This is a genomic window from uncultured Dechloromonas sp. (genome assembly GCF_945957265.1).
Classification (GTDB): domain Bacteria; phylum Pseudomonadota; class Gammaproteobacteria; order Burkholderiales; family Rhodocyclaceae; genus Azonexus.
This window is the reverse complement of record NZ_CAMFKO010000015.1, coordinates 79,231-93,383: the sequence shown is the minus strand read 5'-3', so window position 1 is coordinate 93,383 and position 14,153 is coordinate 79,231. Positions and strand designations below refer to the sequence as shown.

At 64.3% G+C, this 14,153-nt stretch carries 15 protein-coding genes; 11 read left to right on the top strand and 4 right to left on the bottom strand.

The window, feature by feature from the left end; genetic code table 11:
* Positions 1 to 349, top strand: a 349-nt coding sequence (locus Q0P59_RS10170) for a hypothetical protein (RefSeq protein WP_295006268.1), incomplete at its 5' end; no start/stop codon positions are given.
* A gap of 77 nt (positions 350 to 426) precedes the next feature.
* Here Q0P59_RS10170 and Q0P59_RS10165 read toward each other — a convergent pair.
* A complete protein-coding gene (locus Q0P59_RS10165; RefSeq protein ID WP_295006266.1) occupies positions 427 to 999 on the bottom strand; it encodes a hypothetical protein in 573 nt (190 codons plus the stop codon).
* A gap of 176 nt (positions 1,000 to 1,175) precedes the next feature.
* Between Q0P59_RS10165 and Q0P59_RS10160 the strand changes: the two genes are divergently transcribed.
* Complete coding sequence (locus Q0P59_RS10160; RefSeq protein WP_295006264.1) at positions 1,176 to 1,820, top strand: DsbA family oxidoreductase; 645 nt, start codon at positions 1,176 to 1,178, stop codon at positions 1,818 to 1,820.
* A gap of 69 nt (positions 1,821 to 1,889) precedes the next feature.
* Here Q0P59_RS10160 and Q0P59_RS10155 read toward each other — a convergent pair whose 3' ends face one another.
* Positions 1,890 to 3,992: a TonB-dependent siderophore receptor gene (locus tag Q0P59_RS10155; protein WP_295006262.1), complete on the bottom strand. Its 2,103-nt coding sequence runs from the start codon at positions 3,990 to 3,992 to the stop codon at positions 1,890 to 1,892.
* Between Q0P59_RS10155 and Q0P59_RS10150 the strand changes: the two genes are divergently transcribed.
* The gene (locus tag Q0P59_RS10150) at positions 3,955 to 4,572 is read left to right on the top strand and encodes a hypothetical protein (RefSeq protein ID WP_295006259.1); all 618 of its coding nucleotides are present in this window, start codon (positions 3,955 to 3,957) and stop codon (positions 4,570 to 4,572) included. The two genes, Q0P59_RS10155 and Q0P59_RS10150, sit on opposite strands and share 38 nt — an antisense overlap.
* A 21-nt stretch (positions 4,573 to 4,593) precedes the next feature.
* On the top strand, positions 4,594 to 6,045 hold the full coding sequence (locus Q0P59_RS10145; protein ID WP_366090586.1) for a DegQ family serine endoprotease: 1,452 nt from the start codon (positions 4,594 to 4,596) through the stop codon (positions 6,043 to 6,045).
* 28 nt (positions 6,046 to 6,073) lie between these two features.
* On the opposite strand, the gene Q0P59_RS10140 is transcribed toward Q0P59_RS10145, so the two are convergent.
* Positions 6,074 to 7,750, bottom strand: a complete 1,677-nt coding sequence (locus Q0P59_RS10140; RefSeq protein ID WP_295006255.1) for a sigma-54-dependent Fis family transcriptional regulator — start codon at positions 7,748 to 7,750, stop codon at positions 6,074 to 6,076.
* A gap of 427 nt (positions 7,751 to 8,177) precedes the next feature.
* Between Q0P59_RS10140 and Q0P59_RS10135 the strand changes: the two genes are divergently transcribed.
* The 7 genes from Q0P59_RS10135 to Q0P59_RS10105 all read left to right on the top strand — a co-directional run bounded on the left by Q0P59_RS10135 (position 8,178) and on the right by Q0P59_RS10105 (position 13,270).
* Positions 8,178 to 8,447, top strand: a complete 270-nt coding sequence (locus Q0P59_RS10135) for a phenol hydroxylase subunit (RefSeq protein WP_295006253.1) — start codon at positions 8,178 to 8,180, stop codon at positions 8,445 to 8,447.
* Between the two features lie 41 nt (positions 8,448 to 8,488).
* Positions 8,489 to 9,478 (top strand): aromatic/alkene monooxygenase hydroxylase subunit beta, encoded by a 990-nt coding sequence (locus tag Q0P59_RS10130; RefSeq protein ID WP_295006251.1) that lies wholly within the window; start codon positions 8,489 to 8,491, stop codon positions 9,476 to 9,478.
* 8 nt (positions 9,479 to 9,486) lie between these two features.
* Entirely contained in the window at positions 9,487 to 9,756 is a 270-nt protein-coding gene (locus tag Q0P59_RS10125) for an MmoB/DmpM family protein (RefSeq protein ID WP_295006249.1), read from the top strand.
* Positions 9,757 to 9,770: 14 nt separating this feature from the next.
* The gene (locus Q0P59_RS10120; protein WP_295006246.1) at positions 9,771 to 11,327 is read left to right on the top strand and encodes an aromatic/alkene/methane monooxygenase hydroxylase/oxygenase subunit alpha; all 1,557 of its coding nucleotides are present in this window, start codon (positions 9,771 to 9,773) and stop codon (positions 11,325 to 11,327) included.
* Positions 11,328 to 11,423: 96 nt separating this feature from the next.
* Complete coding sequence (locus Q0P59_RS10115) at positions 11,424 to 11,780, top strand: phenol hydroxylase subunit P4 (protein ID WP_295006244.1); 357 nt, start codon at positions 11,424 to 11,426, stop codon at positions 11,778 to 11,780.
* Positions 11,781 to 11,792: 12 nt separating this feature from the next.
* Entirely contained in the window at positions 11,793 to 12,854 is a 1,062-nt protein-coding gene (locus tag Q0P59_RS10110) for a phenol 2-monooxygenase domain-containing protein (RefSeq protein ID WP_295006242.1), read from the top strand.
* An 83-nt stretch (positions 12,855 to 12,937) separates the two neighbouring features.
* Positions 12,938 to 13,270: a 2Fe-2S iron-sulfur cluster binding domain-containing protein gene (locus tag Q0P59_RS10105; protein ID WP_295006240.1), complete on the top strand. Its 333-nt coding sequence runs from the start codon at positions 12,938 to 12,940 to the stop codon at positions 13,268 to 13,270.
* Positions 13,271 to 13,294: 24 nt separating this feature from the next.
* Here the strand turns inward: Q0P59_RS10105 and Q0P59_RS10100 are convergent, their stop codons facing one another.
* Entirely contained in the window at positions 13,295 to 14,005 is a 711-nt protein-coding gene (locus tag Q0P59_RS10100; protein ID WP_295006238.1) for an FCD domain-containing protein, read from the bottom strand.
* Positions 14,006 to 14,153: the final 148 nt, after the last annotated feature.

Sequence of the window (14,153 nt, the reverse complement as noted above, 5' to 3'; positions counted from 1 at the left end):
GGATGGCGTGGTGTCGAATTTCGCCTTCCACGGTGCCGAACAGGCCAGGCCGCTGTGGCGTTACCCTGATCTGGGGCCCCACGTGGTGTTCCTGTCCAACGTCATTGGGCGGACCCTGACCGAACAGATGCGCGAAGAGTCTCGTTACCTGCGCAGCCATGCACGAGCGCGCGCTGCACTCAAGGAAGTGGTTGAGATGCCGGATCAACAGGCGGATAGGGTGCTGCGCTCGCTTGAGCAGAGCCGTGGGGAGCTCAGCAATGTGCTCGCCAGGGAAATGCCGGTGTTGCGGCAGCCCGGCGTGTGGGACGAAATTGTCGCCGCGGTCGCCCAGGCGTTTCGGGACTAGTAGCCAGTCACGCAGGTGTGCGGGGCGTTCCGAACACAGCGGAATCTGCGTGACTGACTATCCGGATAGCCAAAGTTCTACAAACCAGGCATCCGGCCGCGCCGTTGCGCGCGGCGCATGACGGCCCGCCAGCGGCTGCGCAGGTGATAGGCCAGCCCGCGCCGTACCTGCCGGCTGCGCCGACGCAAGGCCGACAGCGCGGCATGCAGGCGCCGGTAGGCCGGGTGGGCGTGCAGCCGGGCGAAAACGGCCGACTTGAAGCGGGTGACGGCGGCGTAGGCGCGCGCGAACCAGGCTATCGTCAGCAACTGCGTCTTGGTCAGCGTGAAGATGCGGGCGAGCAGGGCGGTGCCGACGATCTTGGCCGCCATGAAGGTGAGCACGCCGAGCAGCGGCGCGCCGTGGGCGAGAAAGTACAGGCCGGCCAGCTTGAACGGCAGCAGTGCTGCACCGGGCAGCAGGAACAGGGCCAGCGCGACGTAGCGCGGGGCGCCGGCGACCCAGGCGTCGACCTGGCGCAGCAGCGGCCAGCGGGCCAGCCAGGCCATGGCGCCCTGCAAGGGTTCCCACAGCCATTCCCAGAACCACAGCACAAAGGCGGCGAGCAGGATGAACGGCGTGGTCAGGGCGCGCTTCAGGCGGTGTTCCATGACGGCAATCTCGGAAGGGAGGCGCCAGTATAAGGAGGCGCCGCCTTGCCGTTTGTCGGCTTTGCGTGACGGTGCGTGATCGGGGCCGCCGCAACTTTTCCGGCAGCGCCGGGAACATTGGGCGCCGCCACGGAGTCCGAGATCACACACGATCCTTGCCTCTTACAAAAATCCCCATGCTGACCATCGAAATCGTTTCCGACGTCGTCTGCCCGTGGTGCTTCATCGGCTTGCGGCGCATCGACGCCGCCATCGAGCTGGTGCGGCGCGATGTTCCCGACTTTCACTGCGCCAAGCGCTGGCTGCCGTTTTTCCTGAACCCGGATACGCCGCCGGAAGGCGAGCCTTACCTGCCTTTCCTGGTCGCCAAGTTCGGTGGCGTCGAGCGGGTCGAGGCATTGTTTGACCGGGTGCGCGATGCCGGGCGCGAGTATGGCCTGGACTACGCCTTCGAGAAAATTGTCTTGCGCGCCAACACGCTGCGGGCGCATCGCCTGATCCACTGGGCGCAGCAGCGGGGCGATGCCGAACGCCTGGTCGAGCGCCTGTTCGCCGCCCAGTTCCAGCGCGGCGAGCATGTCGGCGATATCGGCCTGCTGGCGGCCATCGCGGGCGAATGCGGCTATCCGGCCGACGAGGTCGCCGCCTACCTGGCGTCGGATCAGGATGTCGAATTGCTGCGCGCCATGGAGGCCGAGATCCGGGCGGCGGGAATCCGCCAGGTGCCGACTTTCATCGTCGACCGCCAGCGCGTGGTGGTCGGCGCCGAAGACCCGGCGGTGCTGGCCGAAGCCATCCGCGAAACCCTGGTTCGGCGCTGAGCGCGGCGCGTCATAAAAAAAAGGGCCGGCATGGGCCGGCCCTTCCTGTTCGTCTCGCGTTTCAGAGCATCAGAAAGCGTACTTCACGCCGACCTGGATCAGGCGCGGCATGCCGACCTGGATGCCGCGGGTGCGATCCACGATATAGGTCTTGTCGAAGACGTTCTTGCCGGTGATGAAGGCCGACAGCGATTTGTCGAAGCGATAGTTGAGCGCGGCGTTCCACACCGTGTAGGCCGCGATCTCGCCCTTCTGGCCATCGGCCGTCGGCGCCACCGTGTTGGCGAAATCGGAATACTGGCTGCCGACATACTGGGCTTCGACTTCGCCCCTGAACGGACCGATGCCGTAGCCGAGCGCGGCGGTCAGCGTGTGCTCCGGCGCATAGGCCTGGCGCTTGCCCTGGACGCCGACGACGGCGCCGTTGGCCACGTTGCGGAAGGCTTCGGTCTGCTCCGCCGTCGGCAGCCAGGTGTAGGCCATGCGGCCGAACACGCCGTTCGACAATTCGGCATTGGCGGCCAGTTCAAGGCCTTCGAACAAGGCCTTGCCCTGCGAGAGCGGCGTGCTGCCGCCGGCAATCGAACCGACGGCGATCAGGTTGTCGTAGTCGTTGCGGAAATAGGCGGCCTGGACGGAAACGCCTTGCAGCGGTTGCGAACGCACGCCGAACTCGAAATTCAGCGACTTTTCGTAATCCACATCGACGACCGTGCCCGTGCCGCCGATCAGGTCTTCCACGCGCGGCGGGGCAAAACCCTTGTGCAGGCTGGTGAATACGGTCAGCGTCCGGGTCGGGTTCCAGGTCGCGCCGATACCCGGCGTGAAGGCGTGCACGCTGGATTCGCCGCTCTGGCCGGTCAGGCGATTGGTGCGCTCGGCCTTGATCGATTCGTAACGGGCGATCGGCGTCACGCTGAACTGGCCGATGTCGAAGCGGTTGGCGATGAAGCCCGAATAGGCGCTGGTCTTGCGCAGGTTGCTCTCGACCAGCGTGCCGCTGCGGGCCATCGGGCTGGTGCCGTTGACCTGCTTGCGATCCTGCTCCTCGAAGTGTGCCCGGACGCCGGCCTGGAACTCGCCCAGTCCATGCGCCACGGTCAGGCGAGGCTCGATCCCCCAGGTCTCGTAGCTGCGCAGGCGCCCCTGGGTGGAGTTGCAGGCGTCGGGGTTGATGGCGACGCCGGCCAGGCGCGACGGATTCAATGCGGCGCATTGAGCGTCCTGGCTGTTGCTCGCCTGGCGCCACCAGTCGCGGTCGAACTTCGAGTAATACAGGCTGGTGGTCAGCGTGCTCTTGTCGTCGATCAGGAAGTCGTGGGTTGCGGAGAGGCCGGTCCGCTCGGCTTCGAAACGGTCGTTCTTGAACGGGTTGTAGCGGGCGCCCTGGCGGTCGTATTCGGCTTGCGTCAGGCCGGAGTAGGTGAGCGTCGAATCTTCCTTGTAGAAGTTCGCGCGCAGCGTGATCGCGTTGCGGTCGCCGAGCATGGCGCCGTACTTGACGTTGAAGTCGTCCAGCTTGTGGTTCATGTTGTCGCGGGCGCCGTCGCCTTGCTTGTGCCCGTAATCCAGGGTCAGGCCGCCGCCGCCGACATTCACCTTGCCGTTGAAGAAGTCGCGGCTGCCGACCACGCCCTGGACGTAACCGCCGAAGTTCTGGCGCGGCGCCGGGGTGATGTAGTTCACCACGCCGCCCACCGTCTGCGGCCCGAACATCAGCGAGCTGGCTCCTTTCAGGACTTCGATGCGCTCGTAGCGGTCGACCATCGGATGGTAGTAGCTGGCATTGTCGCCATAGGGCGCATAGGCCAGCGGCAGGCCGTCCTCGAGCAGGGTGATCTTGGTCGAACGGGTCGGGTTCAGGCCGCGCATCGCAATGTTGGGACGCAGGCCGAAACCTTCCTCGTCGCGGGCGTGCACGCCGGGCACCTTGCGCAGCGCCTCGTTCACGGTGAAGACGTGGGCATCCTCCAGCTCTTTCTTGCCGAGGATCTGGCCGGCGCCGCCCAGGGTCGGCAGGTTTTCCTCGCCGCCGATGACCTTGACGGTCGCCAGCGTTTTTTCAGGGGCGCTTTCCTTGGCATGGGCAGCCGGCAGGCAAGCGTATGCGGCGGCAATCGCCAGCACGAGCGGCGTGGGAGAAAGTGTCTTTCTCGACAAGCAGGACTTCATTTTGACTCTCCAGAGACAGTTTTTTTGTGGTGCTGGCTGGCTGCCTGGAGAACTCGATGGGTGGCTGGCTTGCAATCGTGTTGGTACAGCGGCCGGAATTGTAAATAAAAGTAAATATCATTTCAATTCAAGGTGCTGCCATGGCAGGCGATGGCGCGGGGCGCGGCCCGGAAAAAAATGGATACAAATCGTCGCACAAAGACAACTTGAAAAATTGTGCTTTGACCTGAAACTAAAGCGCATCGCGAGCCTTGAGGAGATTTCCATGCAGTCCCATGAAATCCTGCAAACCCACGTCGTCGCGGATTTCCTGACGGCCGCCAGGCGCTATTTCGGCGTGATGCCGGCAGTGTCGGCGATGACGCGCCGGGACGGTCCATATGCCCGGCTCCGTCCCGTTTTCCGTTCGCTGCTGGTCGCCGGTTCGCTGGGGACGGTGCTGGCGCAACCGGTATTCGCGCTGGAAACAATGCGTCCCGCGAGTGCGCGCGATGCCGCCAAAAGCGCGGCCAAGCGCGAGGCCTCCGCTGTCTGGGTGGACGCAGCCTTGGCAGCTGCCGAAAAACCTTCCCGCGACTGACCCATTCCAGGAGAAATGAACATGAAAGCACTGAAGATGACGGTTGCCGCAGTGGCCGTTGCCGCCGCGCTGGGCGGCGCCTATTCCTTCGGCCAGTTGCAGACGGTCGCCAGCGCCCATGCCGCGCCGGCCGCCGCCGTGGCCGCGCCGAGCGCGCCCTTGCCCGGCGTGGCTGCGGCGGCGCTGCCTGACATGCGCGGCATCGTTGCCGCCAACGCGCCGGCCGTGGTCAACATCAGCGTCAGCGGCACGCGCAAGACCTCGGTCGGCGTGCCCCAGCTTGATCCGGACGATCCGCTCTATCAGTTTTTCCGCCGTTTCGGCGGACAGATGCCGCAAGGCAGGACACCGGTGCAGGGGATGGGCTCGGGATTCATCGTCAGCGCCGACGGCACGATCCTGACCAACGCCCATGTCGTCGAGGATGCCGACGAAGTGACCGTCAAGCTGAGCGACAAGCGCGAGTTCAAGGCCAGGGTGCTGGGTGCCGACAAAGCCAGCGACGTGGCCGTGCTGAAGATCGAGGCCAAGGGGCTGCCGACCGTGCGCATCGGTGCGTCGGCGCCGACGCAGGTCGGCGAATGGGTGCTGGCCATCGGCTCGCCCTTCGGCTTCGAGAGCAGCGCCAGCGCGGGCATCGTCTCGGCCAAGTCGCGTACGCTGCCGGACGGCAGCTACGTCCCGTTCATCCAGACCGACGTCGCGGTCAATCCGGGCAACTCGGGCGGTCCGCTGTTCAACATGAACGGCGAGGTGATCGGCATCAATTCGCAAATTTATTCGCGCAGCGGCGGTTACCAGGGGCTGTCCTTCGCCATTCCGATCGAGGTGGCGATGAACGTCGAGCGGCAGATCGTGACGACCGGCAAGGTCCAGCGCGGCAAGCTGGGCGTCAGCATCCAGGAGGTCAACCAGTCCCTGGCCGATACCTTCGGTCTCGCCAGGCCGGCCGGCGGCCTGGTCTCCTCCGTGGAAAAGGGCGGGCCGGCAGCCAGGGCCGGGATCGAACCGGGGGACGTGATCATTGGCATCGACGGCAAGGCGGTGAATGCGGCCGGCGATCTGCCGGCGGCCGTGGCCCTGAAGAGTCCCGGCGAAACGACCCGCCTGCAGGTCTGGCGCAAGGGCCGGGCGCAGGATGTCGAGGTCAGGGTCGGCAGTTTCAACGACGAGAAAGTGAGCGCCGCGGAAGCGCCGAGCGCCGACAAGGGGCGCCTGGGCGTCGCCGTCCGGCCGCTGACGCCGGAGGAAAAGCGCCGGGCCGACGTGGCGGCCGGCCTGCTCGTCGAACAGGCCGGCGGTTCGGCGGCCAAGGCCGGCATTCAGCCGGGCGACATCATTCTTTCGGTGAACGGTCAGCCGGTCGCCAGCGTCGACCAGCTGCGCAGCGCCATTGCCAGTGCCGGCAGGAAGGCGGCGATCCTGGTCGAGCGGGGCGAATCGCGCATCTTCGTGCCGGTCGATCTCGGCTGACGGCGGGTTTGCCGGCGCCGTCGCGCGCTCAGCTGCCGTCCTTCTTCTTCAGCCGGTACTGCAGTTGCGGCCGGGTGATGCCCAGCCTGCGGGCAGCGCCGGCCAGGTTGCCGTCGGCGCGCTTGACGGCTTCGTCGATGAGGCGGGTTTCCAGGTCCTCGAAGGGAATCCCGCTGTCGAGGATGGCGTCGATCAGGGCCGAGGAGGCGCAGGGTTCCTTTTTCTGCTCCAGGCCACCGGCCTGCGTGATCTGCGTTTCGCTGAAATCGCTGGCGGCGACGTTGGCGAACAGGTGCTCGAGTTCGATCCAGCCGCCGTTGGGGGCGAGGATGAGGCCGCGCTCGATCATGTTTTCCAGTTCGCGCACGTTGCCCGGCCACTGGTAGGCCTTGATCGCCTGCATGGCCTTGTCGCTGACGCCGAGCAGCTTCTTCTCGTAGAGCGTGCAGAAGCGGGCGAGCATGGCCTCGATGAGCAGCGGGATGTCGGCGATACGCTCGCGCAGCGGCGGAATCTGGATGGGATAGACGCTGAGCCGGTAATAGAGGTCGGAGCGGAAGCGCCCGGCCTTGACCGCGGCCTGCAGGTCGACGTTGGTGGCGGCGACGAGGCGGATGTTCAGCTTGCGCACGCGGTCGTCGCCGAGGCGCTCGATCTCGCCTTCCTGCAGCACGCGCAGCAGCTTGGCCTGGGCGGCGAGCGGCAGTTCGCCGATTTCGTCGAGGAACAGCGTGCCGCCGTCGGCACGCTCGAACTTGCCCATGCGTGAGGTCTGGGCGCCGGTGAAGGCGCCTTTCTCGACGCCGAACAATTCCGATTCGATCAGGTCGTTGGGCATCGCCGCGCAATTGACGGCGACGAACGGCCCCTGCTTGCGGTTGCTCATCTGGTGCAGGGTGCGGGCGAAACGCTCCTTGCCGACGCCGGTTTCGCCGAGCAGCAGCACGGTGACCTGGGTGCCCGAGGCGCGGGTGACCAGGTCGTGGGCGTGCTGGAAGCCCTTGGAATTGCCGACCAGTTGCGGTGTCTGCGTCTGCTGCGAGATGGTGGTGCGCAGGTAGTCGACCTGGTGGCGCAGTTCCAGCAGGTGGTTGAGCATCGAGTCGGATTCGAAATAGCCGGCGTGCTGGTCGGCGTCGTCCCATTCCTCCAGCGGCTTGCCGACGATGCGGCAGTGGTTGTGGCCGCAGGCCACGCATTCGACTTCCTTGAACAGGATGAAACGGCCCATGAAGGCCGAGGTGTAGCCCGAGGCGTAGCCGATCTGCGACCAGCACACCGGCTCGTCCGACTGGCCCAGTTCGCGCAGGTGGATGTCCTGCTCCCAGGAGTTTTCCCACAGGAATTCGCCATAGAAGTCGCCGCTGTCGAAATCGAGCCGCATCTCGATCGGCGTGACGCGGACGATGCCCTCCAGCATGTGCAGTTGCGGCCCGGTGAAGAAGGCGTCCTGCATCGACTGGTGGCCGCGGATGCGCTTGGCCAGTTCGGCATCGCAGACGCCGGCGGCGTAGCCCATGCGGGTCAGCAGGCGGCGGGCGTGCTCCTTGCCGACCGAGCCGACCAGTTCGCGGCGCAAGGCGCCGAGCGCCGAGGTGTGCATGAGCACCATGCGGTTCTCGGCCAGCCAGATCGTGCCGTCCCTTTCGCAAAACTTGACCAGGTTGCGCAGGTCGTTCGATTCCGGATAACGGATGGTTGTCATCTTGTCTCTCTGTCACGAATGGCCGGCGTTACCGGGGTGATCCGCTCTTGTTTTTGTATTGCTGCCTGGCCGGTTGATCCGGGCGGTTTTGCGCCGGTCGCCGGTAATTTTCTCGAGATTATTTCACGGTTTTGTTCGTCGTGGGGTCGCAAATTCGCCCGCAATCCATCCGGCATGGCCGCGTCGGACGCGGGAAGCGGCGGCTCGGCCCGGCGCTCTTCCGGGCAGCGAAACCCGGCTGTCGGCAGTTGATCATTTGATTAACTCAATCGAAATTCATTCACCAGATCGTAATGATGCACTGCGGAAAAATGGCTGCCGATTTTTCGTGATCTCAATGAAAACAGTCGCTTAACTCATTGGCACGCTCCTTGATAAAGAGAAGCCCGGCAGCGATGGGCGCTGCGCGGTTTTCAGGAGGCAGGCGATGGGGCGGCAAGAGAGGCAAGGCAGCACGTTCGACGCAGGGCGGCGTTACGTCCGTATCTGCAGGCGGCGTCCGGACGGCTTCATCGAATTCGAGTTCTCGATTGGCGATCCGGAACTGGCAGTCGAGCTGATGTTGCCGGAGTCGGCCTTCCACGAGTTTTGCCTGGCCAACGAAGTCATCGTGCTCGATCCCGCGACCTCGGATCAGGGCGACTGGGTTTCCCGGTTGAACGACGCCTCGCGCCAGGGTTTTGAAGACGCAGTCTGAACACACCATCCCGCGTGCGGGAATAACGACAGGAGACAACAATGCAGATCGATCTGCGCACCGTGGCCATCAAGCCTTTGCGCCATACCTTCGACCACCTGGTCGAGCGTTTCGGCGACAAGCCGGCCAGCCGCTACCAGGAGGGCAGCTACAACATCCAGCAGGAAAGCATCTTCCACTACCGGCCGAGCTGGGATGCCGAACGCGTGCTGTTCGACAAGAAGCGCACCAAGATCCAGATGCAGGACTGGTACGCCCTGAAAGACCCGCGCCAGTACTACTACGGCGCCTACACCATCGCCCGCGCCCGGCAGCAGGACGCCGCCGAGTCGAGCTTCGACATGATCGAGGAGCGCGGCCTGGCCGAGCTGATCCCGGCCGAGCTGAAGCAGATCGCGCTCGACGTCCTGGTGCCGATGCGCCACGTCGAGTGGGGCGGCAACATGGGCAATTCCTACATCACCGCCTACGGCTACGGCACGGTCATCACCCAGCCCTGCCTGTACCACGCCATGGACCACCTCGGCGTCGCGCAGTACCTGACCCGCATCGGCTTGGTGCTCGACGGCCCGGAGGCGCTCGATGCCGCCAAGGAAGCCTGGATGTCCGCCACCGCCTGGCAGCCGATGCGCCGCCATGTCGAGAACCTGCTCGTGCTGGAGGACTGGTTCGAGATCTTCGTCGCCCAGAACCTGGTGCTCGAAGGCCTGCTCAACCCCATGCTCTACGACTACCTCGACGCCGAGTTCTCGGCCAAGGGCGGCACGGCCATCTCGATGATGACCCGATTCATGGCCGAATGGTCGGCCGAGACCGCCAAGTGGATCGACGCCCAGATCAAGACGGCGGCCGCCGAGTCGCCGGAGAACAAGGCGCAACTGAGCGCCTGGGTCAGGCACTACCGCTCGGCCACCCGCGAGGCGCTCGCCCCGATAGCCCAGCGCGCCTTCGGCGACAAGGCCGACGAGGTGCTGGCCGATCTCGCATCCGAATTCAACGCCCGCTGCGCCAAGCTCGGCCTGGCTGTCTAGGAGTCTTCATGTCTACCGTATTCATCGCCTTTCAAACCAACGAGGACACCCGTCCCATCGTCGAGTCCATCCTCGCCGACAACCCGCATGCGGTGCTCGACGAGCAGCCGGCCATGGTCAAGATCAACGCCGAGGGCAGGCTGGTCATCAAGCGCGAATCCATCGAGGAACGCATCGGCCGCGACTTCGACCTGCAGGAGCTGCAGATCAACCTGATCACCCTCTCCGGCAACATCGACGAGGACGACGACCAGTTCACGCTGGCCTGGAAAAACTGAGCAAGGAGACTCTGATGGACATGAAAGCCAACAAGAAAAAGCTGGGCCTGAAGGAAAAATACGCCCACATGACGCGCGGCCTGGATTGGGAAACCACCTACCAGCCGATGGACAAGGTCTTCCCGCAGGCGACTTTCGAAGGCATCAAGATTCACGACTGGGACAAGTGGGAAGACCCCTTCCGCCTGACCATGGATGCCTACTGGAAGTACCAGGCCGAGAAGGAGCGCAAGCTGTACGCCGTGCTCGACGCCTTCGCGCAGAACAACGGCCACCTCGGCATTACCGACGCGCGCTACCTGAATGCGGTGAAACTGTTCCTGACCGGCATCTCGCCGCTCGAATACGTCGCCCACCGCGGGTTCGCCGCCGCCGGCCGCAACTTCCCCGGCGTCGGCCCGCGCGTCGCCTGCCTGATGCAGTCGATCGACGAGATCCGCCACGCCCAGACGCAGATCCATGCCCTGTCGAACTACAACAAGTTCTACGAAGGCTTCCACGCCGGCGCCGCGCACCAGATCGAACGCGTCTGGTACCTGTCGGTGCCCAAGTCCTTCTTCGACGACGCCTTTTCGGCCGGCCCCTTCGAATGGATGATCGCCATCGGCTTCTCCTTCGAGTACGTGCTGACCAACCTGCTGTTCGTGCCCTTCATGTCCGGCGCCGCCTACAACGGCGACATGGCGACCGTGACCTTCGGCTTCTCGGCGCAGTCCGACGAAGCACGCCACATGACCCTGGGTCTCGAGTGCATCAAGTTCATGCTCGAGCAGGACCCGGACAACCTGCCCATCGTCCAGAAATGGATCGACAAGTGGGCCTGGCGCGGCATCCGCGTGCTGACCCTGGTCGGCATGATGATGGACTACATGCTGCCCAAGCGCGTGATGAGCTGGAAGGAAGCCTGGGAAATCTACTTCGAGCAGAACGGCGGCGCGCTGTTCAACGACCTGGCCAAGTACGGCATCAAGGTGCCGGACTGCATCACCCAATGCACGGTTGACAAGGAACACATCTCGCACCAGGCGTGGTGCACCTTCTACCAGTACGCCCACGCCTCGGCCTTCCATACCTGGCTGCCCAACGACGAGGAAATGGACTGGCTGTCCGCCAAGTACCCGAACAGCTTCGACAAGTACTACCGGCCGCGCTACGAGAAGTGGCGCGAAATGGCCGACAAGGGCGAGCGCTTCTACAACAACACGCTGCCCATGCTGTGCCAGGTCTGCCAGATCCCGATGGTGTTCACCGAGCCGGACGACCCGAGCAAGATCTGTTACCGCGAGTCCGACTACAACGGCGAGAAGTACCACACCTGTTCGGACGGCTGTAAGCACATCTTCGACGACGAGCCGGAGAAATACATCCAGGCCTGGCTGCCGGTGCACCAGATCTACCAGGGCAACTGCTTCCCGGAAGGCACCGATCCGACCGCGGAGGGTTTCGACCCGATGGCCAAGGTGCTCGAGTGGTACCACATCGAAAACGGCAAGGACAACCTGGACTACGAAGGCTCGGGTGACCAGGCCAACTTCGCCGCCTGGCGCGGCGCAGCCACGCAAAACGTCTAGAGGCAGTTGGTAGTTGCTTGTCGTTAGCAACTGCCAACCCCAAACCACAGCGCTAGCAACGAGTGACTAGCGACTAACAACTAGAAGGAGATAAACATGGCTGTCAAAGCCCTTGGCGATTACAACTTTCCGCCTGCCGACACGCAGGACAAGTTCCACGGCAACCAGCTGCTCTATGTCGGCTGGGACGACCACCTGATGTTCTGCGCGCCGTTCGCGTACTGCCTGCCGCCGGGCACCCTGTTTTCGGAACTGGTGGAGAAACACCTGCCGCATTCCTTCGGTCCGCACCCCGACTGGGCCAAGGTCGAGGTCGCCGGGATCGTATGGCTGAAGTCGGGCAAGCCCTTCGTGCCCGATTTCAACAAGACGCTGGCTGAACAGGGACTCCGGCACAAGGACGTGCTGCGCATGCAGACCCCGGGCCTGAACGGCAACGGCACCTGCTTCTAGGTCGAGGGCGGCATGAGCTACGAACTGACCATCGAACCCCTCGGCCAGACCATCGAAGTCGAGGACGGCCAGACCATCCTCGACGCCGCCCTGCGCGCCGGCATCTACCTGCCGCATGCCTGCTGCCACGGCCTGTGCGCGACCTGCAAGGTGCAGGTGACCGACGGCGAGATCGATCACGGCGAGGCCTCGACCTTCGCGCTGATGGACTTCGAGCGCGAGGAGAACAAATGCCTGGCCTGCTGCGCGCGCCTGGAGTCGGACGTGGTGATCGAAGCCGAGATCGAGGACGACCCCGATTCGCTCAACCTGCCGGTCGAGGACTACGCGGGCGAGGTGGTCAGGATCGAGTCGCTGACGCCGACGATCAAGGGCATCTGGCTCAAGCTCGACCGGCCGATGCAGTTCCAGGCCGGCCAGTACGTCAATCTGGAAATCGACGCCCTGGGCGGCCAGTCGCGTGCCTTCTCGCTGGCCAACGCGCCGCAGACCGATGATGTTGTTGAGCTCAACGTGCGCATCGTGCCCGGCGGCCAGGTCACGACCTGGCTGCACGAGCAGCTGAAGGTCGGCGACCGGCTGAAATTCAGCGGGCCGTACGGGCGTTTCTTCGTCAAGAAGTCGGCCCAGGTGCCGCTCGTCTTCATGGCTGGCGGTTCCGGGCTGTCCAGTCCGAAGTCGATGATCGAGGACCTGCTCGACGAAGGCTGCACCCTGCCGATGACCCTGGTCTATGGCCAGCGCAGCCGCGCCGAGCTGTACTACGACGCCGAGTTCCGGGCGCTGGCCGGGAAGTATCCGAATTTCAGCTACGTGCCGGCGCTCTCCGAGGAAGCGGCCGGTTCCGACTGGGACGGCGCGCGCGGCTTCGTGCACGAGGCGGCCAAGGCGCATTTCGGCAACGACTTCCGCGGCCACAAGGCCTACCTGTGCGGCCCGCCGGCGATGATCGAAGCGTGCATCACGACGCTGATCCAGGGCCGGCTGTTCGAGCGCGACATCTACATGGAGAAATTCTTCTCCGCGGCCGATGCCTCGCAGCAGCTGAAGAGCCCGCTGTTTCGGAACATCTAGTCGCTAGTGCCTGGTTGCTGGCAAAAGCACCCCCCGCCTCTGCTGGCAACCAATGACTAGCGACTAATAACTGGGTCCCAAAAATGATCTATTTCAACGTGTTGATCGAGGAAACCGGCGAGAGCTATCGCTGTTCCCCGCAGGAGTCGCTGTTGGCCGGCATGGAGCGCCTGGGCAGGAAGGGCATTCCGGTCGGCTGTCGCGGGGGTGGCTGCGGGGTGTGCAAGGTGGAAATCACCTCGGGCAGCTATTTCAAGCGGGTAATGAGCCGCGACTACGTCAGCGTCGAGGACGAGGCGGCGGGTCGGGTGCTGGCCTGCCGGGTGCGGCCGACCAGCGACATCACGCTGAAGGTGCTGGGCAAGATGGCGAAGGCCGTTTGTCGCACCCAGCCGGCCGCATCGGCGGCGGCCTAGGGCGGAGCCGGCGGGAATGAGGGCTCAGGCCTGCCGTTTGTCGCTCTGCTGGTCGGCCTGGATCGCCTGCACCGAACGGAAGGTCAGGCGGATGTGCTCGGACAGGATGTCGGCGGCCTTGTCGGCGTCGCGGTTCATCGCGGCGTGGAGCAGGGCTTCGTGCTCGACGTGAATGTCGCGCGGGATGGGCTGCAGGTACAGCGACATGCGCCGGTAGCGTTCGGCCTGCTGGTAGAGGATGGACAGGAAATGCTTGAGCCAGCGCGACGGACAGGCGGCGATCAGCACCTCGTGGAAGATGCGGTTGCGCTCCTCCCATTCTTCCCGGTCCTCGCTGCCGATGCGCTTTTCCTCGGCCTTGGCGAGGCGGTGGAAGGCGGCCAGCAGGCTGGCCTCCCAGGCATCGTCGCCCATCGCGATGGACTGGCGCAGGGCGTCGCATTCGAGCATGACGCGGGTCTGGGTGATGTCCTCGAAGTCCTCGAGCGACACCGGGGCGACGCGAAAGCCGCGTTGTCCCTGGCTGACGACCAGGGCATCGGAGATGAGCAGGGAAAGCGCCTCGCGCAGGGTGCCGGCGCCGACGCCGTAGTTGTCCTTGAGGTGCTCGACGCGGAGCTTCTCGCCCGGCGCCAGGCGGCCTTCGATGATGTCCCGGCGCAGGGCGCGGTAGGCCGATTCGACCAGGGTTTTCGGCTCGGCGGCGAGGCCTTCGGCAGGGGCGCTGATGTTCATGATGTTTGGCTATCGGTAGGAGCACGTTTGCAAAATTCTAACCCGATATCCGGAATTTTCGGTTGAAATTAAAAATCTCGAGAAAACGTGTTGACATCGAGATTGGTTGTAAATATCGTTATGGTAAATCGATTGCATGGATTTCTTG